The organism is Nocardia bhagyanarayanae (genome assembly GCF_006716565.1).
In the GTDB taxonomy this organism is placed as follows: Bacteria; Actinomycetota; Actinomycetes; order Mycobacteriales; family Mycobacteriaceae; genus Nocardia; species Nocardia bhagyanarayanae.
In genome coordinates this window covers 810822-833830 of the sequence record NZ_VFPG01000002.1, presented here as the reverse complement: position 1 = coordinate 833830, position 23009 = coordinate 810822, and the positions used below count along the sequence as shown (strand labels likewise).

Genomic DNA, 23009 nt, shown 5'->3' with positions numbered 1-23009 from the left:
TTCAGTGCGGGGACAGCGCCCGGGCTGCCGGATGGACGTCGCGCCGCGTCGTCACGTGTCCGAGCGTCCAGCGCAGAGCCGCGATCGCGGCGGCGGCCAGCACGGCGACCTGCGGTGCGCCGGTGATCAGCAGGAGCAGCGCACCGGCCACCAGCCCGGCGGCCAGCGCCTCGAGCTTGTACACGGGCCACGCGGTGCCCGCGATGTCCACGCTGATGGGGTGAGCCGTTGCCATGTCATCAGGATATACGGAAGGCGAATTTCGGGCCACCGAACATTTCCGGCCGGGAACACCGGCGGCCGATGCGGTGTTGCCGGTCGTATGCCACTTACCGGAGAGTACGCACCGAGCACGTCCGACTGGGCTCGCAAGCAGGCCGAGACCTATGAGAATTCCGGCGGTACCAAGGGCACGTCGCTACAGGGCAAGCCCGTCATCCTGCTCACCACCAAGGGCGCCAAGACCGGAAAATTGCGCAAGACCCCGCTGATGCGGGTCGAGCACGACGGTGAATACGCCGTGGTCGCCTCGCTGGGCGGCGCGCCGAAGCACCCGGTCTGGTACTACAACATCAAGGCCGAACCGCACGTCGAACTGCGCGACGGCGAGGTCACCAAGGACTACACCGCCCGCGAGGTCTTCGGCGAGGAGAAGCGGGTGTGGTGGGACCGCGCCGTCGAGGTGTGGCCCGATTACGCCAACTACCAGACGAAGACGACCCGCGAGATCCCCGTTTTCGTGCTCACCCCGCGCTGATCGGACAAGCGAGCGCCCCACCCGCCGCGCACCCGCGTCGCGGCGGGTGGCAGCATATTTCGGGTGTCCAATCCGCTTGATGTGATCGATCACCTGTCCGCCGCCCGTCCCGCACTGAGCGCGGACGAGATCGATGCCGCCGCCAAGCGAATTGCCGACATTATCGACCCGACCCCGCTCCAGCTCAGTCCGCGGCTGTCCGCGCTGACGGGCGCGCAGGTCTATCTCAAGCGCGAGGACCTCTCCGCCGTGCGCTCCTACAAGCTGCGCGGGGCCTACAACCTCATCGTCCAGCTCAGCGCCGAGGAGCGGGCCGCGGGCGTGGTCGCCGCCAGCGCGGGCAACCACGCGCAGGGCGTCGCCTACGCCTGCCACGCCATGGGCATCACCGGCCGCATCTACGTGCCGACCACCACCCCGAAGCAGAAGCGCGACCGGATCCGGGTGCACGGCGGCGAGTTCGTCGAGCTGATCGCGGTCGGCGAGACCTACGACGCCGCCGCCGCGGCCGCCGCCGCCGATGTCGAGCGCACCGGCGCGACCATGGTTCCCCCGTTCGACGACCCGCGCACCGCCGCGGGCCAGGGCACCATCGCCGCCGAGATCCTAGAGCAGCTCGGCGCCGCGCCCGACCTCGTCGTCGTCCCCGTGGGCGGCGGTGGCTGCCTCGCCGGCGTCGGCACCTACCTGCGCGAGCGCGCGCCACAGACCGGCATCCTCGGCGCCGAACCGGCGGGCGCGGCCTCGATGACCGCGGCGCTGGTCGCGGGCGGACCGGTGACGCTGCCGGAGATCGACCCGTTCGTCGACGGCGCCGCGGTGCGCAGGATCGGCGCGGTGCCCTACGCCGCGGTCGCGGGCTTCGGTGGCCGGGTGGTCTCGCACGGCTCGCTGCCTCTGCTGACCGCGACCGAATCCCGCAGCGGCGCAGGCTCTTTCCGACTTCTTCAGGTCGACGAGGGCGCCATCTGCACCACCATGCTCGACCTGTACCAGAACGAGGGCATCATCGCCGAACCCGCGGGCGCGCTCGCGGTGGCCGCGCTCGCCGAGGTCGACGTCACGCCGGGCTCGACGGTGGTGTGCCTGGTGTCGGGCGGCAACAACGACGTCTCGCGCTACGGCGAGATCATCGAGCGCTCACTGGTGCACCGTGGGCTGAAGCACTACTTCCTCGTCGACTTCCCACAGGAGCCCGGCGCGCTGCGCCGCTTCCTCAACGAGGTGCTCGGCCCGGACGACGACATCACCCTGTTCGAGTACGTCAAGCGCAACAACCGGGAGACCGGGGCGGCGCTGGTCGGCATCGAACTCGGTACGCCGGACGGTCTGGAACCGGTGCTGGAGCGGATGGCCGCCTCACCCATCCAGTGCGAGCGGCTGGAGCCGGGTTCACCGGCCTACCGGTATCTGACCTGACACCCCGTCCCCGCTCTGTCCGCTGACAGCGCGGGGACGACCGGTCGGCCAGTCAGGCCGCCGCCTCGCGCGTCTCGTCGAGCGTGACGCGCCGGGTGGCGCGCAGGCAGTTGAGGATCAGCGGCAACAGCCACATGGCCGAGAACTGGTCGACGCCCAGCTGACCGGCCGAGAGCCGGTTGTGCACGAACCCGACCGAGAGGCCCATGCGCGGTTCGGCCCAGCCGAACGAGCCGCCGAGCCCGATGTGGCCGAGACCGCCGCGGGCGCCCGGCATCGGCAGCGAGTGGTAGCCGAGATGCCACATCATCGGCGCGTAGAACAGCGCGTGGTCGAGGCGGTAGGTGCGCACCTTGCTCAGTTCCCTGATCGTCGCGCGCGACAGGAACGGCAGGCCGCCCGGTGTCTGGCCGCTCGCGACGGCGCCGTACATGGTGGCGAGGGCGGACGCGGTGGCCACCCCGTTGCCCGCGGGCAGCTCCGTGCGCAGGATCGACGGCCCGTCGCCCTCGAGGATGGCGTGCAACCCGGGCAGGAACAGGCAGCGGGTCGCCGCGCCCAACGCGCCGGGGATGAGGTGGCTGCGGCCGAGCACGAGCGCACCGAGCGGCTTGCCGAGCAGGCTGAGCTGGCTGCCCGCCAGCGGCGCGTACACGGTGGCCGACCCGGCGGGCGGCAGACCAAGGTGGAGCCCGTCGACGCCGAGCGGCTCGGACACCTCGGTTCGGAACAGCTCGCCCATGCTCTTGCCGGTGATCCCGCGGGCGATGCCCGCGAGCAGCCAGCCGTAGGTGAGCGCGTGATAGGTCGGCACGCCGAGTTTTCGATCGGGTTTGGCGGCGGCCAGGCGCCGCTCCATTAGCTCGTGGTCGAGGATGTCGTCGGGGCTCTTCGCGATCGGCGCCAGGGCCGAGAGCCCCGCGCTGTGCGTCATCACCTGCCGCACCGTGATGCCGCCCTTGCCGTTGGCGGCGAATTCGGGCCAGTACTCGGCGACGGGAGCGTTGTAGTCGAGCAGTCCGCGGTCGGCGAGCCGGTGGATGACGGTGGCGGTGATGCCCTTCGTCGCGGAGAAGATGATCGAGCCGGTTTCCCGGGTCCAGACGCCCTCGCCAGCGGTGCCGACGCAGATGTCGACAAGGGGTTCACCGTTCAAATGCACCGCCAGCGCGCCACCCGCGCCGCGACGGTTTCCGAACGCCCTGGTGAAAGCGCGTACCAGGGGTCCGAATTCGGCGGCGGCGCTGCCGCTGACTGAAGCCACGTTGCTCATCACTCCACGGTAATGGCGACGGACAAACCGGGCAATAATCCTGTCCCGGACAGTTGGCGGACCGTTACCCGGGATTCGGCAGGGTCACAGGCTTTTCACGGCTTGGGGAGAGTCGGCGAGCAGCGCGAAGGAGTGCGCGGGAATCGTTGTGCCCGTTGGCCCTTCGGTCGGCGGCTCCCAGGACAGTAGGGAGAACCCGGTTACCGGCACCCGCACCGGGTCTTCGGACAGGTTGCACACCAGGCGCAGCGCCCCGCGGTGCAGCACGAGCCATCGGGACCGTTCATCGTAGTCCACCCGCACGTGCCGCAGCGACGAATCGGTGAGATCCGGGTGCGCCCTGCGCATCGCGAGCAGGGCGCGATAGCAGGCGAGCAGCCTGGCCCCGGCGGGATCGGCGAGTTCGGACCAGTCCAGCTTGGATCGGAGGAAGGTGGCGGGGTCCTGCGGGTCGGGCACGTCCTCGCTCGGCCAGCCGTGCTCGGCGAACTCGTTCTTGCGTCCGGCCGCGGTGGCCGCGCCGATCTCCGGGTCGGTGTGCGAGGTGAAGAACTGAAACGGCGTGCGGGCGCCCCATTCCTCGCCCATGAACAGCATCGGGGTGTACGCGGAGCACAGCACGAGCGCCGCCTTGACGGCGAGCTGGCCGTCGGTCAGGTAGGCGCTCGGCCGGTCGCCCAGCGCCCGGTTGCCGACCTGATCGTGGGTGCAGGTGTAGGCGAGCAGCGCCGAACCAGGGACCAGGGAACGATCTATCGGACGACCGTGGACGCGACCGCGGAAGCTGGAGTACGTGCCCGCGTGGAAGAAGCCGTGCGTCAGCGTCCGTGCCAGACAGGCCATCGAACCGAAATCGGCGTAGTAGCCCTGCCGCTCACCGGAGACCGCGGCGTGCACGGCGTGGTGCAGGTCGTCGTTCCACTGCCCGGTCAGCCCGTAGCCGCCCGCCGCGCGCGCCGTGATCAGCCGAGGATCGTTGAGATCGCTCTCCGCGATCAAGGTCAGCGGCCTGCGCACGTGGGCGGCGAGGCGTTCGGTCTCGGCGGCCAGCTCGGCGAGCAGATGGGTGGCGGTGCGATCGACCAAGGCGTGCACCGCGTCCAGCCGTAGCGCGTCGATGTGGAAGTCGCGCAGCCAACGCAGCGCGTTGCCGATGATGTAGCGGCGCACCTCGTCCGAGGCCGGACCGTCCAGGTTGAGGCTGCGCCCCCAGGTGTTGCGGCCCTCGGTGAGATAGGGACCGAAGCGGGGCAGATAGTTGCCGGACGGCCCGAGGTGGTTGTAGACGACGTCGAGGCAGACCGCCAAACCGCGCGTGTGGCAGGCGTTCACGAACCGTTGCAGCCCGTCGGGCCCGCCGTAGCTCTCCTGCACCGCGTACCAGAGCACGCCGTCGTAGCCCCAGTTGTGGGTACCGTCGAAGGCGTTGACCGGCATCAGTTCCACCACGGTGACGCCCAGGTCGACGAGGTGGTCCAAGCGTCCGATCGCTGCGTCGAAGGTGCCCTCGGGCGTGAACGTGCCGATGTGCAGTTCGTAGAAGACCGATCCCGCCAGCGGCCGCCCGGTCCAGTCCCGGTCGGTCCACCCGGCCGGATCCAGCGCGTGCAGCGCGGAGCGTCCGTGCACGCCGTCCGGCTGACGGGCCGAGCGCGGGTCGGGCAGCACGGTGGGATCGTCGTCGAGCAGGTACCCGTACCGGGCGCCGTCGGCCGCGTCCCGCTCGACGCGCCACCAGCCGTCGGCGGAGCCCCGCATCGGGTGCACGTCTCCGTCGAGCTCGAGCCGCACCGTGCCGGCCTTGGGCGCCCACACCTCGAAGACAGTCACCGCGCCAGCATCGCACGCCGGACCGGGTAGATCATCCCGACGAGGCCGCCGGGCGGTATCGGCACAGTGTCCTTCCAGCGCATTGCCGCTGCACCCCTCGATGTCTACTGGCGCAGCACCCGTCGAGCGCACCAGTTCGGTATCCATCGAGCGCACCGGCGCCGCATCTGGTGGGCACTGGCGCGGGGGCACTCGGGCTGCGAGAGTGAACGCGTGGGACTGTACGAGAATCAGGTCGTGCCCCGGCTGGTGGAGTTCGCCTGCGGCATGCGGGTCAACGAACCGCAGCGGAAGCGGGCGTGCGCCGGTCTGCACGGCCGGGTGGTCGAGATCGGCTTCGGCTCCGGGCTCAACGTGCCGTTCTATCCGGACACGGTGCGGTCGATCAGCGCGGTGGAGCCCGCGGATCTGGGCTGGAAACTGGCGGGCAAGCGCCTGGAACGGGCAACGGTGCCGATCGAGCGGGCCGGGCTGGACGGCCAGTCGCTGCCCTTCCCGGACAACACTTTCGACTCCGCGCTCTCGACCTGGACCATGTGCACCATCCCCGACGTGGCGACCGCGCTCGCGGAGGTGCGCCGGGTGCTGGTGCCTGGCGGAACATTCCACTTCGTCGAGCACGGGCTCGCGCCGGACGCCAAGGTGCAGACCTGGCAGCACCGGCTCAATCCGATCCAGAAGACGATCGCGGGCGGGTGCAACCTCGACCGCGACATCCTCGGCCTGGTGCGTGCCGCCGGGTTCGAGATCCGCGACCTGGACGTGTTCTACGGCGAGGGACCGAAGTTCCTCGCCGCGCTGACGCTGGGTGTCGCGGTCTCCCCTTAGGCGTACCTCCGCCTTCGCTCCGGCCATGCGCGGGCTGTGGACGGGCTCCACCCGACAGCATCTTCTATGCGTACCTTCGCCTTCGCGCCGGCCATGCGCGGGCTGCGGACGGGCTCCACCCGACAGTGCCTATCAGCGCCTGGTGACGCGGCCGTGCGCGATCCGTCGATGGATCGACCGACCGCGCACGGCGGGAGCTGAGCGTCAGTGGATTTCGACGTGCAGCGTGTAGCTGGCGTTGCCGCGGGTCGGCGCGACGAGCACCCGGTAGAGGCCGTCGTAGGGCAGCACGATCTCGGTCGCGGTCTCCTCGACCGCCAGCACCAGGCCGTCGGGGGCGGAGATGCTGAAGTTCACGTTGTCCTCCAGCGCGACGATCGCGGTGTAGAGCAACTGCCCGCCGCGCGCGTCGAGCAGGTAGCTGTCCGCGTCGCCGCGCACGACCGCTCCGTCCAGGGTGGCCTCGCTGGCGCCCGGCGCGAACTTGATTTCCGTGTACACCCCGGCCTGCGCGGCGCCCGCGCCCGCGCCGGCGAACACGAGGGTGGCCGCGAGAGCGGTGAGCGCGAGGAGTGCGGCACGGAAGGGGCGGAGGATCGTTGCCATGGTCGTTGTCCTGTGGTGAGAGGGGGAATGTCGAACGCCGCCAAGTGTTCCCACGGCGGCTTGCCATCGGCTGAAGACGCGGTTAAAGCGCCGGTCACACGCTTGTTCGCGGCGGCGACCGGGTAGATCGTACGGATTCTGGGCCGGGTTCCGGGAACCGGTTTTGAATCAATCAGTCCAAAACGTGCTATCGTTCCGAATATGGCGCGACCCAAGCAGTTCGACGAGGAGCGCGCGGTCCAGGCGGCGATGCGCGCGTTCTGGACCGCGGGCTACGAAGCCACCTCCACCCAAGACCTCTGCGCGGCAACGGGGCTGGGCCGCAGCAGCATCTACAACACCTTCACGAGCAAGCACGAGCTTTTCCGCCGGGCGCTCGATCGCTACATGGCCGCCAAGAACGGGCCGATCTTCGAGTTGCTCGACGGCACGGGATCGGCGAAGGAGAAGTTGCGCGCACTCCTGGAACAAGCCGCCGACGCACCCGAGGACGAACCCGCGGGCTGCCTCGTGGTCAACTCCACCGTCGAGCTCGCGCCCCGCGACCCCGAGGTCGCCGCCATACTCCGCGCGGATCTGCGCCGCCGCCACGACGCGATCACCGCCACCATCGCCGAGGGACAACGGGCGGGCGAGATCCACAAGAGCCGGGAGGCGAACGAACTCGCCCACTTCCTCATCGCGACGATCAGCGGCATCCGTGTGGCGGCCCGCGGCGGCGCGGACCGAAAGACCCTGAGCGCCATCGCCGAGACCGCACTGGCTTGTCTCTGAGACTCCCACATCCGACTTCGCCGCGTTTGCCGTGGCCTCATTTTGTACCGATCCATCCAAAACAGAAGAGGAACACATGCCCCTCGCCGTCTACGTCCTCGGCATCTCCATCTTCGCCCAGGGCACTTCGGAACTCATGCTCGCCGGACTGCTCACCGAAATCGCGGCCGATCTCGGCGTCTCCATTCCCCGTGCGGGACTGCTGATCTCGGGCTTCGCTCTCGGCATGCTGATCGGCGCACCGATGCTCGCCGTCGGCACGCTGCGCTGGCCCCGACGCGATGCCCTGCTCGGCTTCCTCGGGCTCTTCGTGATCGCCCATGTCGTCGGCGCGCTCACCTCCGACTACTGGATTCTCTTCGGCACCAGGGTGATCAGCGCGTTCGTCTACGCCGGCTTCTGGGCGCTCGCCGCCGCGACCGCCGTGAGCACGGTGGCGCCGACCGCGCGGGGCAAGGCGATGAGCATCGTCGCGGGCGGACTCACCATCGCCACCATCGTCGGCCTGCCCGCCGGGACGGTGCTCGGCCAGCAGTTCGGTTGGCGGTCGGCGTTCTGGGCGGTGGCGCTGCTCTCGGCGCTGTCGATGATCGGGGTGTTCGCCGCGATTCCCGGCGGGCGGGCGGCCGAATCACCGCGGCTGCGCGGCGAACTCCGCGCTATGGCGAGCCCGCGGCTCTGGCTGTCCTACGGAACCACGGCGCTGTCCACCGGCTCGATCTTCGTCGTCTTCGCCTACCTCGGCGCGCTGCTCGCCGACACCACCGGCCTCGCGGAATCCTGGATTCCCGCGGTGCTCGGGCTCTACGGGCTCGGCAGTCTGGTCGGCATCGTCATCGGCGGCCGCACTTCCGACAAGCACCCCTTCGCCACCCTCTACGCCGGCGCGGCGGGCATGGCCGTCGTCGCCGCCGCGCTCGCGCTCACCGCGACCATCCCGGCCGCGGCCGTCGTGCTCGTCTTCCTGCTCGGCGCTTTCGGTTTCGCCACCAACCCGGCCCTGAACACCCGCGTCTTCGCCCTCGCCGAGGCCGCCCCCACCCTGGCCGCCGCCACCAACTTCTCGGCCTTCAACGTCGGCATCACCGTCGGCCCCTGGCTCGGCGGACTGGCCATCGGCGCCGGCTACGGCTACGCCTCCCTCGGCTGGCTCGGCGCCACCCTCGCCCTCGCCATGCTGGCCACTGTTCTGTGGGCAGATCGCTTGCACCACAAGCCGATCCCCGCCCCCGAATCACCCGCCGCCGACCTCGCCACCAGCACCCACTGACCGCCCGACCCGGCCGCCGAATCCGCACAGCAGGTTCGGCGGCCGCGGGGCGCTCAGATCGTCAGGCAGCTCGGGCCGAGCAGGGCCTTGAGGTCGCCGAAGAGGGCCGAGGACGGGGAGACGCGCAGGCTGTCGTCGAGTTTGAGCAAGGTGGTCTTGTCGCGGGCGCCGACGTGGCGGACGTGTACGTCGGAGGTGCCGGGGTGGCGGGAGAGAACGCGTTTGAGTTCGCCGATCTTGTCCGGGGTGCACATCCGGGTGGAGATGGTGACCGCGAGCGGTTTGGCGACGCCGATGGAGGACAGGTCGGGAACCGCGAGGTCGTTGGCGATCAACGAGATTCGATCATCGCGCACCGAGACGCGCGCCTTCACCAGCACCACCGCGTCCTCCACGACGTCGGCGCCGTACACCGAGTACGCCTGCGGGAAGAACAGCACCTCGATGCCACCGGTCAGGTCCTCGAGCTGAGCCGAGGCCCAAGCCAGGCCGTTCTTGTTGATGCGCCGATTCACCGAGGCGAGGATGCCGCCGATGGTGACCTGCGCGCCGTCCTTCACGTCGCCTTCGAGGATGGCGGGGATCGGGGTGTCGGCCTGCGCGGCGAGCACGTGCTCCACGCCGTTGAGCGGATGCCCGGAGACGTAGAGACCGAGCATCTCCCGTTCCAGCGCGAGTTTGTGCTTGGACTCCCACTCCTCGTCCGGCACCGCGACGTTGAACACCGAGGCCACCGACTCGTCGGCGTCCATGCCGCCGAACAGGTCGAACTGTCCGATGGCCTCGGCCTTCTTGGTGGTCATCACCGCGTCGATGGCGTCGGAGTGGATCAGCATCAGGCCCTTGCGCGGATGCCCGAGCGAATCGAAAGCGCCCGCCTTGATGAGGGATTCGGTGACCTTCTTGGTGCAGGCGACGGCATCGATCTTGTTCAGGTAGTCGGAGAAATCGGTGAACTTCGATTTCTCCTTGCGCGCCTGGATGATCGAGGACACCACGTTCGCGCCGACGTTGCGCACCGCGCCGAGACCGAAGCGGATGTCCTTGCCCACCGAGGCGAAGTTCTGCTCGGACTCGTTGACGTCCGGCGGCAGCACCGTGATGCCGAGCCTGCGGCAGTCCGACAGGTAGACCGCCGCCTTGTCCTTGTCGTCGCCGACGGAGGTGAGCAGGCCCGCCATGTACTCGGCCGGGTAGTTGGCCTTGAGGTAGGCGGTCCAGAAGGAGACCAGACCGTAGCCCGCCGCGTGCGACTTGTTGAACGCGTAGCCGGCGAACGGAAGGATGGTGTCCCACAGCGCTTTCACCGCGCCCTCGGAGAACCCGTTCGCGGTCATGCCCTCGTGGAAGCCCTTGTACTCGGCCTCCAGCACCTCGAGCTTCTTCTTACCCATGGCCTTGCGCAGCGCGTCGGCCTTGCCCATGGAGTAGGAGGCGACCTTCTGAGCGATGAACATGATCTGCTCTTGGTAGACGATCAGGCCGTACGTCTCGGCCAGGATGTCCTTGAGCGGTTCCTCGAGCTCCGGATGGATCGGCTTGATCGGCTGGCGGCCGTTCTTGCGGTCGGCGTAGTCGTTGTGCGCGTTCATGCCCATCGGGCCGGGGCGGTACAGCGCGAGGACGGCCACGATGTCGTTGAACCCGGTGGGCTGCATGCGGCGCAGCAGGTCGCGCATCGGCCCGCCGTCGAGCTGGAAGACGCCCAGAGTGTCACCGCGCGAAAGCAATTCGTAGGTGGCGGGATCGTCCAGCGGCAGGTTGTCCATGTCGAGGTCGATGCCGCGGTTGGCCTTGATGTTGTCCAGCGCGTCACCGATGACGGTGAGGTTGCGCAGACCGAGGAAGTCCATCTTCAGCAGGCCGATGGCCTCGCAGGACGGGTAGTCCCAGCCGGTGATGATCGCGCCGTCCTGGGGGCGGCGCCACACCGGGATCGCGTCCATCAGCGGCTCGGAGGACATGATCACCGCGCAGGCGTGCACGCCCGCGTTGCGGATCAGGCCTTCCAGGCCGCGGGCGGTCTCGTAGATCTTGGCGACATCGGGATTGTTGCCGATGAGCTCGCGGACCTCGGCGGCTTCCTTGTACCGCTCGTGATCGGGATCCATGATGCCCGAGAGCGGGATGTCCTTCGCCATGATCGGCGGCGGCAGCGCCTTGGAGATCTGGTCGGCGATGGCGAAACCGGGCTGGCCGAACTGGACGCGTGCGGAGTCCTTGATGGCGGCCTTGGTTTTGATGGTGCCGAAGGTGATCACCTGGGCGACCCGGTCGCTGCCCCACTTCTCGGTGGCGTAGCGGACCATCTCACCGCGGCGACGATCGTCGAAGTCGATATCGATATCGGGCGCGGAGGGCCGCTCCGGGTTCAGGAACCGCTCGAACAGCAGGCCGTGCGGAATCGGGTCGATATTCGTGATGCCGAGCGCGTAGGCGACCAGCGAACCGGCCGCCGAACCACGGCCGGGACCGACGCGGATGCCGACCTCTCGCGCGTGCTTGACGAGGTCGCCGACGACGAGGAAGTAGGCGGGAAAGCCCTTCTGCCGGATGACGTCGAGCTCGAAGTAGGCGCGGTCGTAGTACTCCTGCGGCACGCCGTCGGGGAACCGGCGGGCCAGCCCGCGGTCCACCTCTTTGCGCAGCCACGAGTCCTGGGTCTCGCCCTCCGGCACCGGGAACACCGGCATGCGGTCCTTGAAGTTCCACACGTCGTCGTAGGACTGCACGCGCTCGCCGATGAGCACCGTGTTCTCGCACGCGCCAGGCACTTCCGCGTCCCACAGGGCGCGCATCTCCTCGGCCGACTTCAGGTAGTAGCCGTCACCGTCGAACTTGAACCGGGTCGGGTCCGAGAGGGTCTTGCCGGTCTGCACGCACAACAGCGCCTCGTGGTTGGCCGACTGATCCTTGGTCACGTAGTGACAGTCGTTGGTGGCCAACGGCGGAATGCCCAGCTGCTTGCCGATGTGCAGCAGACCCTCGCGGACGCGGCGCTCGATCGACAGACCGTGATCCATCACCTCGAGGAAGAAGTTCTCCTTGCCGAAGATCTCCTGCCACTTGGCCGCGGCCTCCAGCGCCTCGCGGTCGTGACCGAGGCGCAGCCGGGTCTGGACCTCGCCGGACGGGCAGCCGGTGGTCGCGATGATGCCCTCGGCGTACTGGGCGATGATCTCCTCGTCCATGCGCGCCCACTTGCCGAGCTGTCCTTCGATGGAGGCCAGCGAGGAGAGCTTGAACAGGTTGCGCAGGCCGGTCGCGGTCTCGGCGACCATCGTCATGTGGGTGTAGGCGCCCGAACCCGAGACGTCGTCGCCCTTCTGGCTCGGATCGCCCCACTGCACGCGCTTGGTGTCGAACCGGGAGCCGGGCGCGATGTAGGCCTCGATGCCGATGATCGGCTTGATGTCGTGTTTCTTGGCGGAGTTGTAGAACTCGGACGCGCCGTACATGTTGCCGTGGTCGGTCATGCCGACCGCCGTCATCCCGAGTCGCTTCGCCTCGGTGAACAGCGGAGAGATCTTGGCCGCCCCGTCGAGCATGGAGTACTCGGTGTGGTTGTGCAGGTGAACGAACGATCCGGACTCGGCCAAGACAGTCCTTCCTCCCAAGGTCTCGACGGGGGTTGGTGCACCGAGTCTAAGCGCCCCCTGCGACACGAATTCGCACCGGCACGCACCGCCAGGATGATCATCGGCGCGTCGTGAAGAAGATCACCGGCGCGTCGCGATCGGCCGCCCAGATCGGCCGGAAAGACCGGTCGCGAAGGGCCCGCGCCGCCGCGGACGACAGCGCGCTCGCGAGTGGCCGGATCGATCGAAATCGTGCGGACCGAAGGCTCGATCTTGGTACTCTCGCATCCGCGTACGCAGGTCGAAGAATCCGCAACAATTCGGACGAGGTGTCGAATGACCGCCAAGATGACCAGCACGCTAGTCAGGACAGTCCCCATGGCCGCCGTGCTCTCCGCGGCCGCGCTCGCCGTCACCGCGGCTCCCGCCGCGGCCAACGGCGGCGAGTTCGCCACCATCTACTCGCTGACCAACGGAGCATGCATCGCTCAGATCGATGCCTCCGTCAACGGCGACGCGTACCCGCAGTCCGCCGCCTTCACCGTCGCCTCGAACATGTGGGGCCTCGGGCCGTGCAACGTCCCGGTGACGTTGAACTGGCGCAATACCGAGACCGGCGAAACGGGGAAGGTCACCCAGACGCCCAACGGTCCCGGCTTCTGGATGAACGACGGCAAGTCGGCGATCTTCAGCCCGGGCGTCGGGAAGTTCACCGCGACGATCACGGTCGGCGCGGCGCACATGCCGCAGCCCGGCACGATCCAGTTCGCGGTCGCCCCGTACCAGGGCTGACCCGCGCCCGTAGCGGCGCGTCCATAATCGGACCATGATCGGGCGAATCCTGACCGTGGTCCGGTGACCGCGACCGTGGTCGCCGTCGTCGCGGCGACGCTGGTGGCGGGCGGCGCGCTGTTGGTGTGGCTGCGCACGCGGCGGGTGGTCACCACACCCGCCGAACGTGCGGTGCACTCGGCGCTGCACACCGCCTCGCTGGCGGCCGTGCCGCTGCGCCGCGGGCTCACCGACCAGTCCGCGCGGGAGGCCGCGCCACATTTGCGCGCGCTGACCGGCGCGGACGCCCTCGGCGTCGCCGATCCCGACGGAGAGGTGCTCGCCTGGGACGGTCCCCACACCGATCTCGCCGAGGCCTTCGCCGACGCCGCGCGACGGGCGGCCGCGAGCGAGCGACCGGTTCTGGTGGCCGGTCCCGGGCAGGGCGAGCACGGCGCGCGGACGCTGGTGGCGCAGCCGTTGCTGATCGAGAACAGCGGCGCGGCGGGCGCGCTCGGCGTGGTCACCGACGGCAAGCCGGGGCCGGGGCTGCTCGGCGCGCTCGCCGAGGTGGCCCGGTACGCCTGCGGCCAGCTGGAACTCGCCGATCTCGACGCTTCGCGCGCCCGGCTCGACCGCGCCGAGGTGCGCGCGCTGCGCGCCCAGATCAGCCCCCACTTCATCTACAACGCGCTCAACACCATCGCTTCGTTCGTGCGCACCGATCCCGATCGGGCCAGAGAGCTCATCCTCGAGTTCGCCGACTTCACCCGCTACTCCTTCCGAGCCGCGGGGGAATTCACCGTGCTGTCCGACGAACTGCGCAACATCGAGCGCTACCTCGCGCTGGAACGGGCCCGCTTCGGCGACGCGCTGCAGGTGCGGCTGCGCATCGCGCCCGAGGTGCTCGGCGTGGTGCTGCCCTTCCTCGCCCTGCAACCGCTGGTGGAGAACGCGGTGCGGCACGGCATCGCGGGCAGGCAGGGCGGCGGCACCATCGCCATCGTGGCCACCGACGCGGGGACCGACTGCCTGATCAGCGTCGAGGACGACGGCGCGGGCATGGACCCCGACCTGCTGCGCTCCGGCGCGCTGGACGCGGTCGAAACCGGTTCGGGCCCCGCGGGTTCCGGAGAGTCCGCGCACGTAGGGCTGGCGAACGTGGACGACCGGCTGCGCGCGGCCTTCGGCAACGACTACGGGTTGATCGTCGAGACCGCGCCGGGCGCGGGCACCAAGGTCAGCCTGCGGGTGCCGAAGTTCCGGCCCGGCGTGCGCGCCTGAGCGACGCCGAGCCGGGTCGGGGTATCCGAAACAGCGCCGATCACCATGCCCTTACGATGGAACGGTTGTGACGCAGAACACCGATGGCTCGGCGGGCCCGCTGCGCGTGCTCGCCGTGGATGACGAGAAGCCCGCTCTGGACGAGCTGGTGTACCTGCTGCGCACCCAGCGCGGCGTCGGCGAGATCCACACCGCGGGCGAGGCGACCAGCGCGCTGCGGGTGCTGCGCACCCATCCGGTCGACGCCGTCTTCCTCGACATCAACATGCCCGGGCTCGACGGCATGGAGCTGGCCGGCATCCTCTCCGAGTTCGCCAACCCGCCCGCCGTGGTGTTCGTGACCGCGCACGACGACCGGGCGGTGAGCGCCTTCGATCTCGGCGCGGTGGACTATCTGCTCAAACCGCTGCGCGAGGCGCGCCTGACCGAGGCGGTGCGGCGCATCACCCAGACGCGCGCCGCTCCCCCGCCGCCCGCGGCGCCGCGCACCGACCCGAACGAAGTGATCCCCGTCGAACTGGGCGGCGTCACCACGTTGGTGCATCGCTCCAGCGTGAGCTGGGTCGAGGCGGACGGCGACTACGCGAGACTGCACACCAGCGCGGGCTCGCACCTGGTGCGCATCCCACTCACCGCGCTCGAATCCCGCTGGGAGAACGCCGGTTTCCTGCGCGTGCACCGCTCCTATCTGGTGGCACTGCGGATGGTGACCGGCTTGCGCACGGTCGGCAGCGGAACCGTGGTGTGCCTGCGCGCCGAGGGCAGCGCGGCGGCGGTGGAGTTGCCCGTCAGCCGCCGCCAGGTGCGCGAGCTCAAGCAACGACTGGTGCACGGGCCGCGGCACAACTGGACGACCCGGTGACCGGCCCGCAGCGGCCTGCCCGCCAGCGAGTGGTGCTCGCCGAGCGGCGCGGCGCGCGACGGGTGCGCACCCGGGTCGAAGTGGCCGAACAGACCGAGATCGGGGAAGCCTTGATCGGCGGTCTCATCCGCGCCCAGCTCGGCCTGGCCCTGCGGCTCGCGGTGGTCACGGTGCTGGTGCTCGGCGCGGTTCCGCTGCTGCTCGGTATCGACGCGCTCGCCTCGGCCGTCCTGCTCGGCGTGCGGCTGCCGTGGCTCCTGCTCGGCTTGGCGGTGTTCCCCGCGCTGTACGCCGTCGGGCGTCTCTACGTCCGCCTGTCCGAACGCAACGAGGAGGACTTCCTCGACCTGGCCGGGGACTGACGTGGGCGCGCCCGCCCTGACCCTCGCCGCGCTGCTGCTCGCCGCGTTCGCCACCGTGGCCATCGGCGCCTACGGCGTGCGGCTCGCGCGCACCACCTCCGATTTCCTGGTCGCCTCGCGCAGCGTCGGCCCCGGATGGAACGCCGCGGCCATCTCCGGCGAATACCTCTCGGCCGCTTCGTTTCTCGGCGTCGCGGGACTGATCGCCAAGTACGGCGCGGACGCGCTGTGGTATCCGGTCGGGTTCACCGCGGGCTATCTGGCGCTGCTGCTGTTCGTCGCCGCGCCGCTGCGCCGGTCGGGGGCCTACACGGTGCCGGACTTCGCCGAATTCCGGCTCGGCTCGGTGCGTTTGCGCAGGCTGGCCGCAGTCGTGGTGGTGCTGGTGTGCGCGGTCTATCTGATTCCGCAGTTCCAGGGGGCCGGGCTCACGCTGCGGATTCTGCTCGGCGTGCCCAGCTGGGTCGGGGCCGTGGCGGTCGGCGCCATCGTGATCGCCAATGTCACCGGCGGCGGGATGCGGTCGATCACGCTGGTCCAGGCGTTCCAGTACTGGCTGAAGTTCACCGCGGTCGCGCTGCCCGCCCTGGTGCTGCTCGGTCATTTCCTGGCGCAGGACCGCGAACTCGGCACGGCGGCGCCGCCGATCGTCACCGAGCGCACCACGGTGGATGTCACCACGGATGTGGTGGTGCAGGTCGGTGTCGGCCAACAGGTTTCCATCACCGGCACGGTGGACGGCCACCGCGTCGACGGACCGGTGGCGTTGACCCCCGGCGAACACGAGCTGGCAGCGGGCACCGAGATGGTGCTCGAACCCGGTTCGGCGGTCCCGGTGGTGGCTGGTGCGCCCGCGGACGGCACGAGCTGGTTGTCGCCCGGCGGCGGCTTCGGCGGCTCGCACCCGACCTACCAGGTGTATTCGCTGATCATCGCCACCTTCCTCGGCACCATGGGGCTGCCGCACGTGCTGGTGCGCTTCTACACCAATCCCGACGGCCGGGCCGCGCGCGCCACCGCGCTCGCCGTCATCGGTCTGGTCGGCACGTTCTACCTTTTCCCGATCCTGCTCGGGGTGTTCGCGCGGCTCTATGTGCCGCAGTTGCTGATCACCGGGACCTCCGACGCGGCGGTGCTGTTGCTGCCCGGTTCGGTGCTCGGCGGATTGCCGGGGCAGCTGCTGGCGGCGCTGGCCGCGGCGGGCGCGATCGCCGCGTTCCTCTCCACGTCGTCCGGGCTGCTCGTCAGCATCGCGGGCGTGCTGAGCACCGACATGCTGCGCGGCCGGGTCAGGGACTTCCGGATGGCGGCGCTGGCGGCGGGCGCTGTGCCGCTCGCGCTTTCGCTCACCGTCGCCTCGCTCGACCTTTCCCGCACGGTCGCGCTGGCCTTCTCGGTGGCCGCGTCGACGCTGTGTCCGTTGCTCGTGCTGGGCATCTGGTGGCGCGGGCTCACCGCGAAGGGCGCCGGGGCGGGCCTGATCGCGGGCGGACTCGTCGCGGGCGGGGCGACGGCGGTGTCGGTGCTCGGCGGCGCGTCCGAGGCGGTGGCCGACGGCTGGCTCGCCGCGATCCTCGGCTACCCCGCGGCGATCAGCGTGCCGCTGGCGTTCCTGACGATGATTCTGGTGAGCAAGCTGACGCGCGGCCAAGCCCCGCGCACGGTGCGGCGGATCTTCGTGCGCATGCACGCGCCGGAACGGCTCGGCATGGGCGCCGACCGCGAGCGCGGACTGCGCGCGGGCTGACTTCCGGGCCGTTCGACCGCCGACCGTTCGTCGCGCCGAGCCGACCGTTCACCGCACAGATCCCCGCCTTCACAGAGTGACCTGCGCCACAACGCATATCGGGGCTCGGCGCGGTCTACCTTCACCGCAGTAATCCACGTCACAAGCTAGGACGCTCCGATGACAAGTATCGACCTCGACGGCACCAAGCCACCGCGCGTGCCGAGCGCCGAGGACTTCGCGGCCGTACAGGCCAGTCCGCAATTCCAGGAGCTGCGCAACCGGCTGCGCCGCTTCGTGTTCCCGATGACGGCGCTGTTCCTTGTCTGGTACCTGAGCTACGTGCTGCTCGGCGCGTACGCGCACGACTTCATGGCGAGCAAGGTCGTCGGCGACATCAACGTCGGGCTGCTGCTCGGTCTCGGCCAGTTCGTGTCCACCTTCGTGATCACCGCCCTCTACGTTCGCTTCGCCAACAAGGAACTGGATCCGCGCGCCGCGTCCATCCGCGACTACCTGGAGGGTGAGCGGGCATGAGCGAGCGCAGCGAGCGAACAATCGACACAGCCACGCAGTACCTCGCCGCCGACACGGTCGGCAACCCGATCGCGAACATCGCCATCTTCGGCCTGTTCGTGGCCGTCACGATGGTGGTGGTGATCAGGGCCAGCCGCAACAACGCCAGCGCCGCGGATTACTTCACCGGCGGACGCGGCTTCTCCGGCCCGCAGAACGGCATCGCCATCGCCGGTGACTACCTCTCGGCGGCAAGCTTTCTCGGCATCGCGGGCGCCATCGCCGTGTACGGCTACGACGGGTTCCTGTACTCCATCGGATTCCTGGTGGCCTGGCTGGTCGCGCTGCTGATGGTCGCCGAAATGCTCAGGAACACCGGCAAATTCACCATGGCCGACGTGCTGAGCTTCCGGCTGCGGGAACGGCCGGTGCGCACCGCCGCCGCGCTGTCCACGCTGACCGTCTCGCTGTTCTACCTGCTGGCGCAGATGGCGGGCGCGGGCGGCCTGGTCGCGCTGCTGCTCGACATCGACGACCGCGCCGGGCAGTCGGTGGTGATCGCCGTGGTCGGCGTGCTGATGATCGTCTACGTGCTCGTCGGCGGCATGAAGGGCACCACGTGGGTGCAGATCATCAAGGCGGTGCTGCTCATCACCGGCGCCGCGCTGATGACGGTGATGGTGCTGGCCAAGTTCGGGTTCGACTTCTCCGACATCCTCGGCTCGGCGCAGCAGATGGTCTCCGATTCCACCAACAAGGCCGTCGCCTCGCGTGACGTGCTCGCCCCTGGCGCTCAGTACGGCGCGAACGAGACCTCCAAGCTGAACTTCGTCTCCCTCGGCCTGGCCCTCGTGCTCGGCACCGCGGGCCTGCCGCATGTGCTGATGCGCTTCTACACCGTGCCGACCGCCAAGGAAGCCCGCCGCTCGGTGGTGTGGGCGATCGCCCTGATCGGCGCGTTCTACCTGTTCACGCTGGTGCTCGGCTACGGTGCGGCAGCGATCGTCGGCCCGGACCGCATCCTCGCCTCGGCGGGCGGCCAGAACTCGGCGGCGCCGCTGCTGGCCTTCGAACTGGGCGGCGTGCTGCTGCTCGGCATCATCTCCGCGGTCGCGTTCGCCACCATCCTCGCGGTGGTCGCCGGTCTCACCATCACCGCGGCGGCGTCGTTCGCGCACGACATCTACGGCAGCGTGCTCAAGCGCGGCAAGGCGGACGAGTCCGCGCAGGTGCGGGTTTCGCGGATCACCGCGGTGGTGATCGGCGTGCTCGCCATCGGCCTCGGCATCCTGGCCAACGGGCAGAACATCGCGTTCCTGGTGGCGCTGGCCTTCGCGGTCGCCGCGGCGGCGAACCTGCCGACGATCGTGTACTCGCTGTTCTGGCGGCGTTTCAACACCACCGGCGCGCTGTGGAGCATGTACGGCGGCCTGATCTCGACCATCGTGCTCATCGTGTTCTCGCCCGCGGTGTCGGGCAGCAAGAGCGCCATGCTTCCCGGTTCCGACTTCGACTGGTTCCCGCTGTCGAACCCTGGAATCGTTTCCATCCCACTGGCTTTCGCGCTCGGCGTGATCGGCACCCTGGTGGGCGGCCGCACACCGGAGAACCCCGCGAAGGCCGCCGAGATGGAGGTTCGCTCGCTCACCGGAGTGGGCGCGGAGAAGGCGGTCGTGCACTGACCTTCCGGGTCCCGGCGCCCGCCGGGACCACCGCAGGACTCGCCGCAACGGCGCGGCGCTCGTCGGGTCCCGGCAGCACCGGGGCCCGACCCCTGTTCCCGTTGCCGCTCAGGCTTTTTCGATAGGAGATGTGACTTGTCCAGCGCCACCACCGAACCCGGCACCGCGGTCCCCGCGGTCTACCCGCCCGGCGCCGAGTTCGCCGCCGCCGCGAATGGCGGTGCGGCACTCTACGATCGGGCCGCCGAGGACCGCGACGCGTTCTGGGCCGAGCAGGCCGAGCGACTGCACTGGCATCGGAAATGGGACCGGGTGCTGGACTGGAGCGACGCGCCCGTGGCCAAGTGGTTCGTCGGTGGCGAGCTCAACGTCGCCTACAACTGCGTGGACCGCCACGTCCTGGACGGACACGGCGATCAAGTCGCCATCCACTGGGAAGGCGAACCCGGTGACTCGCGCGACATCACCTACCGTCAGCTGCTCGACGAGGTGTCCCAGGCCGCCAACTACCTGACCGAGCTCGGGCTCGAGGCGGGTGACCGGGTCGCCATCTACATGCCCATGGTCCCCGAGGCGATCGTCTCGATGCTCGCCTGCGCGCGGCTCGGGCTGACCCACTCGGTGGTGTTCGCGGGCTTCTCCCCCACCGCCCTGCGCCAGCGCGTCGACGACGCGCGCGCCCGGCTCGTCATCACCACCGACGGGCAGTGGCGCCGCGGCAAGTCCGCGCCGCTCAAGGAGGCCGTGGACGAGGCGCTCTACGCGCACGGCGACGTGCCGCACAGTGTCGAGCACGTGCTGGTGGTGCGCCGCACGAACGTCGAAGTGCCGTGGACCGAGGGGCGCGACCTGTGGTGGCACGAGACCGTCGCCCAGGCCTCGACCGAGCACGAAGCCCAGCCCTTCGACGCCGAGCACCCGCTGTTCATCCTCTACACCTCCGGCACCACCGGAAAACCCAAAGGCATCCTGCACACCTCCGGCGGCTACCTCACCCAGACCTCCTACACCCACCACTACGTCTTCGACCACAAACCCGGACAAGACGTCTACTGGTGCACCGCCGACATCGGCTGGGTCACCGGCCACAGCTACATCGTCTACGGACCACTGTCCAACCGCGCCACCCAGGTCGTCTACGAAGGCACCCCCAACTCGCCCACCGAGCACCGGCACTTCGAGACGATCGAAAAGTACGGCGTCACCATCTATTACACCGCTCCCACCCTCGTGCGCACCTTCATGAAATGGGGGCGCGAGATCCCCGACGCGCACGACCTGTCCGCACTGCGACTCCTCGGCTCGGTCGGCGAGCCGATCAATCCCGAGGCCTGGCGGTGGTATCGAGAGGTGATCGGCGGCAACCGGACTCCGATCGTGGACACCTGGTGGCAGACCGAGACCGGTGCGATCATGATCTCCCCGCTGCCCGGCGTCACCGCCGCCAAACCCGGCGCCGCGATGACCCCGCTGCCCGGGATCTCCGCACAGGTCGTCGACGACGACGGCAGCGGCCTCGAGCGTGGCCGCTCCGGGCTCCTGGTGCTCGACCAGCCGTGGCCGTCCATGCTGCGCGGCATCTGGGGCGATATGGACCGGTTTCGCGAAACCTATTGGGCGCGTTTCGCTTCCGAAGGGTGGTACTTCGCCGGTGACGGGGCGAAGGTGGACGAGGACGGGGCGCTCTGGGTGCTCGGCCGGGTCGACGACGTCATGAACGTCTCCGGCCACCGCATCTCCACCGCCGAAGTCGAATCCGCCCTCGTCGGACACTCCGGCGTCGCCGAAGCCGCCGTCGTCGGCGCAAGCGACGCCACCACCGGCCAAGGCATCGTCGCCTTCGTCATCCTCACCGCCGAAGCCAAAGACACCGGCGAAGCACTCATCGGCGAACTGAAGGCCGAAGTCGCCCGCGAGATCAGTCCCATCGCCAAACCACGCGAAATCCACGTCGTGCCCGAACTCCCCAAAACCCGCAGCGGCAAAATCATGCGCCGCCTGCTGCGCGACGTCGCCGAAGGCCGCGAACTCGGCGACACCTCCACCCTCGTCGACCCCAAGGTCTTCGAGGCCATCGCCCGGGGCTGACCCGGCGCCCGGCGGCGTACCCGGTCCGTGAGGGGGATCGGGTCCGCCGCCCTCGCGCCACTGAAAACCCTTTCCGAATGCCCGCCTTCATGTCTACTATGCCCCGTAGTAGACATGAAGGAGTACCGAGTGAAAACCAGCACCGAGCGAGTGATCGGCGTAGCGCCCCCGCGCTTTTCGCGCGTCATGGCGGCGGCCGACCCAGCGGTCCACGCCGGATGACGCTGGGCATCCTCCTGCTGCCGTGGGCGCGACAAGTCTCGGCCGCCGCCCACGAAGACCGGGTTCCAGCCGCCCTCGGCCGTACACGTCACAGCCCCGAAAGGGAGGTGGTTGAACCGGGGTGGGTTGCGGGACGTGTAGGTGGGGACGGTGGTTCGGGCGGAATCGGCTCTGTATCGCCGCGGCTGGGTTCGAGGAGATACGCATGAAACACGCTAGGGACGACAACGATTCGCTGCTCGACCGCCGCACCGTGGTGGTAGGAGCCGGGGCGCTGGCCGCCACCGCGCTCGCGGCGTGCGGCGCCTCCGGGGACAACACGGCGGCGTCCGCTCCGGCATCCGCGGCGCGGTCCGGCGGCCCGACGGTCCTCGCCAAGACCGCCGACGTTCCCGTGGGCGGCGGCGTGATCGCCGGGGACACCGTGGTCACCCAGCCGAGCGCGGGCGTCTTCGTCGGCCTGGACAGCACCTGCACGCACGCCGGCTGCCGAGTCGGCGAGGTGACCGGCGGCACCGTCAATTGTCTCTGTCACGGCAGCAAGTTCGGTCTGGACGGCTCCGTCGTCGCCGGACCGGCTCAGCGCTCGCTGGCATCCAAAGCCGTTCGGGTGGAGGGTGATTCGGTCGTCGCCGAGTGACCTCAGTCCTCGCCGAACATCTCCGCCATGCGCCGGTCCATCTCCTCCGGGGAGATGTCCTCCACGTGTGTGGCCACCGTCCAACGGTGTCCCCACGGGTCTTCGAACGCGCCGCTGCGGTCACCGTAGAACTGGGTGGTCATCGGCGACAGCTCCCTGGCGCCGCCCGCGATGGCGGCCGCGAAGGACGCGTCGGCGTCCTCGACGTAGACGTAGATGTTGACGGGTGTGCCGCCGACCGTCTTGGGGTCGAGGAATTCCATGTCCGGCGCCGGGTCGCCGAGCATGATGACCGAATCACCGAGCGTGAGTTCGCAGTGCGCGATCTTCCCGTCGGGGCGCGGCATGCGCATTCGTTCCGCGGCGCCGAACACCTGCTTGTAGAAATCGATCGCGGCCGCGGCGCCGTCGATCGCCAGGCCCGGCGATACCGCCGGATATCCGTCGGGGATGGGTTTCACATCGGACATTTGAAGACCTCCGATCGAGGCGTTTATGTCGGATAGGGCGAGCCTATTCCC

The 23009-nt window shown here is 69.4% G+C and carries 20 protein-coding genes; 14 read left to right on the top strand and 6 right to left on the bottom strand.

Annotation, left to right across the window (positions count from 1 at the left end; genetic code table 11):
• Position 1: 1 nt before the first annotated feature.
• Complete coding sequence (locus FB390_RS30515) at positions 2–235, bottom strand: hypothetical protein (protein ID WP_141812649.1); 234 nt, start codon at positions 233–235, stop codon at positions 2–4.
• Between the two features lie 87 nt (positions 236–322).
• On the opposite strand from FB390_RS30515, the gene FB390_RS30510 reads away from it, so the two are divergent.
• Both FB390_RS30510 and ilvA read left to right on the top strand, forming a co-directional pair.
• Positions 323–757: a nitroreductase family deazaflavin-dependent oxidoreductase gene (locus tag FB390_RS30510; RefSeq protein ID WP_141812648.1), complete on the top strand. Its 435-nt coding sequence runs from the start codon at positions 323–325 to the stop codon at positions 755–757.
• A 63-nt stretch (positions 758–820) separates the two neighbouring features.
• On the top strand, positions 821–2176 hold the full coding sequence (ilvA, locus tag FB390_RS30505; RefSeq protein ID WP_141812647.1) for a threonine ammonia-lyase IlvA: 1356 nt from the start codon (positions 821–823) through the stop codon (positions 2174–2176).
• Between the two features lie 52 nt (positions 2177–2228).
• Here ilvA and FB390_RS30500 read toward each other — a convergent pair whose 3' ends face one another.
• Both FB390_RS30500 and treZ read right to left on the bottom strand, forming a co-directional pair.
• Complete coding sequence (locus FB390_RS30500; protein WP_141812646.1) at positions 2229–3449, bottom strand: serine hydrolase domain-containing protein; 1221 nt, start codon at positions 3447–3449, stop codon at positions 2229–2231.
• An 84-nt stretch (positions 3450–3533) separates the two neighbouring features.
• Positions 3534–5279, bottom strand: a complete 1746-nt coding sequence (treZ, locus tag FB390_RS30495) for a malto-oligosyltrehalose trehalohydrolase (protein WP_141812645.1) — start codon at positions 5277–5279, stop codon at positions 3534–3536.
• A gap of 267 nt (positions 5280–5546) precedes the next feature.
• On the opposite strand from treZ, the gene FB390_RS30490 reads away from it, so the two are divergent.
• Positions 5547–6107, top strand: a complete 561-nt coding sequence (locus tag FB390_RS30490; protein WP_425465943.1) for a class I SAM-dependent methyltransferase — start codon at positions 5547–5549, stop codon at positions 6105–6107.
• A 204-nt stretch (positions 6108–6311) separates the two neighbouring features.
• Here FB390_RS30490 and FB390_RS30485 read toward each other — a convergent pair whose 3' ends face one another.
• Positions 6312–6713 carry a hypothetical protein gene (locus FB390_RS30485; RefSeq protein ID WP_141812643.1) on the bottom strand — a complete coding sequence of 134 codons (402 nt, stop codon included), beginning with the start codon at positions 6711–6713 and terminating at the stop codon, positions 6312–6314.
• A gap of 201 nt (positions 6714–6914) precedes the next feature.
• Here FB390_RS30485 and FB390_RS30480 point away from each other — a divergent pair, with 201 nt between their 5' ends.
• Both FB390_RS30480 and FB390_RS30475 read left to right on the top strand, forming a co-directional pair.
• Positions 6915–7487, top strand: a complete 573-nt coding sequence (locus FB390_RS30480) for a TetR/AcrR family transcriptional regulator (RefSeq protein WP_141812642.1) — start codon at positions 6915–6917, stop codon at positions 7485–7487.
• Between the two features lie 76 nt (positions 7488–7563).
• Positions 7564–8757, top strand: a complete 1194-nt coding sequence (locus FB390_RS30475) for a Cmx/CmrA family chloramphenicol efflux MFS transporter (RefSeq protein ID WP_141812641.1) — start codon at positions 7564–7566, stop codon at positions 8755–8757.
• 53 nt (positions 8758–8810) lie between these two features.
• Here FB390_RS30475 and dnaE read toward each other — a convergent pair whose 3' ends face one another.
• The gene (gene dnaE / locus FB390_RS30470) at positions 8811–12356 is read right to left on the bottom strand and encodes a DNA polymerase III subunit alpha (RefSeq protein WP_141812640.1); all 3546 of its coding nucleotides are present in this window, start codon (positions 12354–12356) and stop codon (positions 8811–8813) included.
• Positions 12357–12671: 315 nt separating this feature from the next.
• Here dnaE and FB390_RS30465 point away from each other — a divergent pair, with 315 nt between their 5' ends.
• The 9 genes from FB390_RS30465 to FB390_RS30425 all read left to right on the top strand — a co-directional run bounded on the left by FB390_RS30465 (position 12672) and on the right by FB390_RS30425 (position 22488).
• Positions 12672–13127, top strand: coding sequence for a hypothetical protein (locus FB390_RS30465; RefSeq protein ID WP_246124479.1), 456 nt, complete (start codon positions 12672–12674; stop codon positions 13125–13127).
• Between the two features lie 63 nt (positions 13128–13190).
• The gene (locus tag FB390_RS30460; protein WP_141812639.1) at positions 13191–14390 is read left to right on the top strand and encodes a sensor histidine kinase; all 1200 of its coding nucleotides are present in this window, start codon (positions 13191–13193) and stop codon (positions 14388–14390) included.
• A gap of 67 nt (positions 14391–14457) precedes the next feature.
• Positions 14458–15252: a LytR/AlgR family response regulator transcription factor gene (locus FB390_RS30455; protein ID WP_141812638.1), complete on the top strand. Its 795-nt coding sequence runs from the start codon at positions 14458–14460 to the stop codon at positions 15250–15252.
• Entirely contained in the window at positions 15249–15614 is a 366-nt protein-coding gene (locus tag FB390_RS30450; protein WP_141812637.1) for a hypothetical protein, read from the top strand. The genes FB390_RS30455 and FB390_RS30450 overlap by 4 nt, the downstream gene beginning before the upstream one ends.
• 1 nt (position 15615) lies before the next feature.
• Positions 15616–17361: a sodium/solute symporter gene (locus tag FB390_RS30445; protein ID WP_141812636.1), complete on the top strand. Its 1746-nt coding sequence runs from the start codon at positions 15616–15618 to the stop codon at positions 17359–17361.
• Positions 17362–17520: 159 nt separating this feature from the next.
• Complete coding sequence (locus FB390_RS30440; RefSeq protein WP_141812635.1) at positions 17521–17877, top strand: DUF485 domain-containing protein; 357 nt, start codon at positions 17521–17523, stop codon at positions 17875–17877.
• Complete coding sequence (locus tag FB390_RS30435; protein ID WP_141812634.1) at positions 17874–19538, top strand: solute symporter family protein; 1665 nt, start codon at positions 17874–17876, stop codon at positions 19536–19538. Before FB390_RS30440 ends, FB390_RS30435 begins: the two co-directional genes overlap by 4 nt.
• A gap of 135 nt (positions 19539–19673) precedes the next feature.
• A complete protein-coding gene (acs, locus tag FB390_RS30430) occupies positions 19674–21626 on the top strand; it encodes an acetate--CoA ligase (RefSeq protein WP_141812633.1) in 1953 nt (650 codons plus the stop codon).
• 427 nt (positions 21627–22053) lie between these two features.
• Complete coding sequence (locus tag FB390_RS30425; RefSeq protein ID WP_141812632.1) at positions 22054–22488, top strand: Rieske (2Fe-2S) protein; 435 nt, start codon at positions 22054–22056, stop codon at positions 22486–22488.
• Between the two features lie 2 nt (positions 22489–22490).
• Here the strand turns inward: FB390_RS30425 and FB390_RS30420 are convergent, their stop codons facing one another.
• Positions 22491–22958, bottom strand: a complete 468-nt coding sequence (locus FB390_RS30420) for a VOC family protein (protein ID WP_141812631.1) — start codon at positions 22956–22958, stop codon at positions 22491–22493.
• Positions 22959–23009 lie beyond the last annotated feature (51 nt).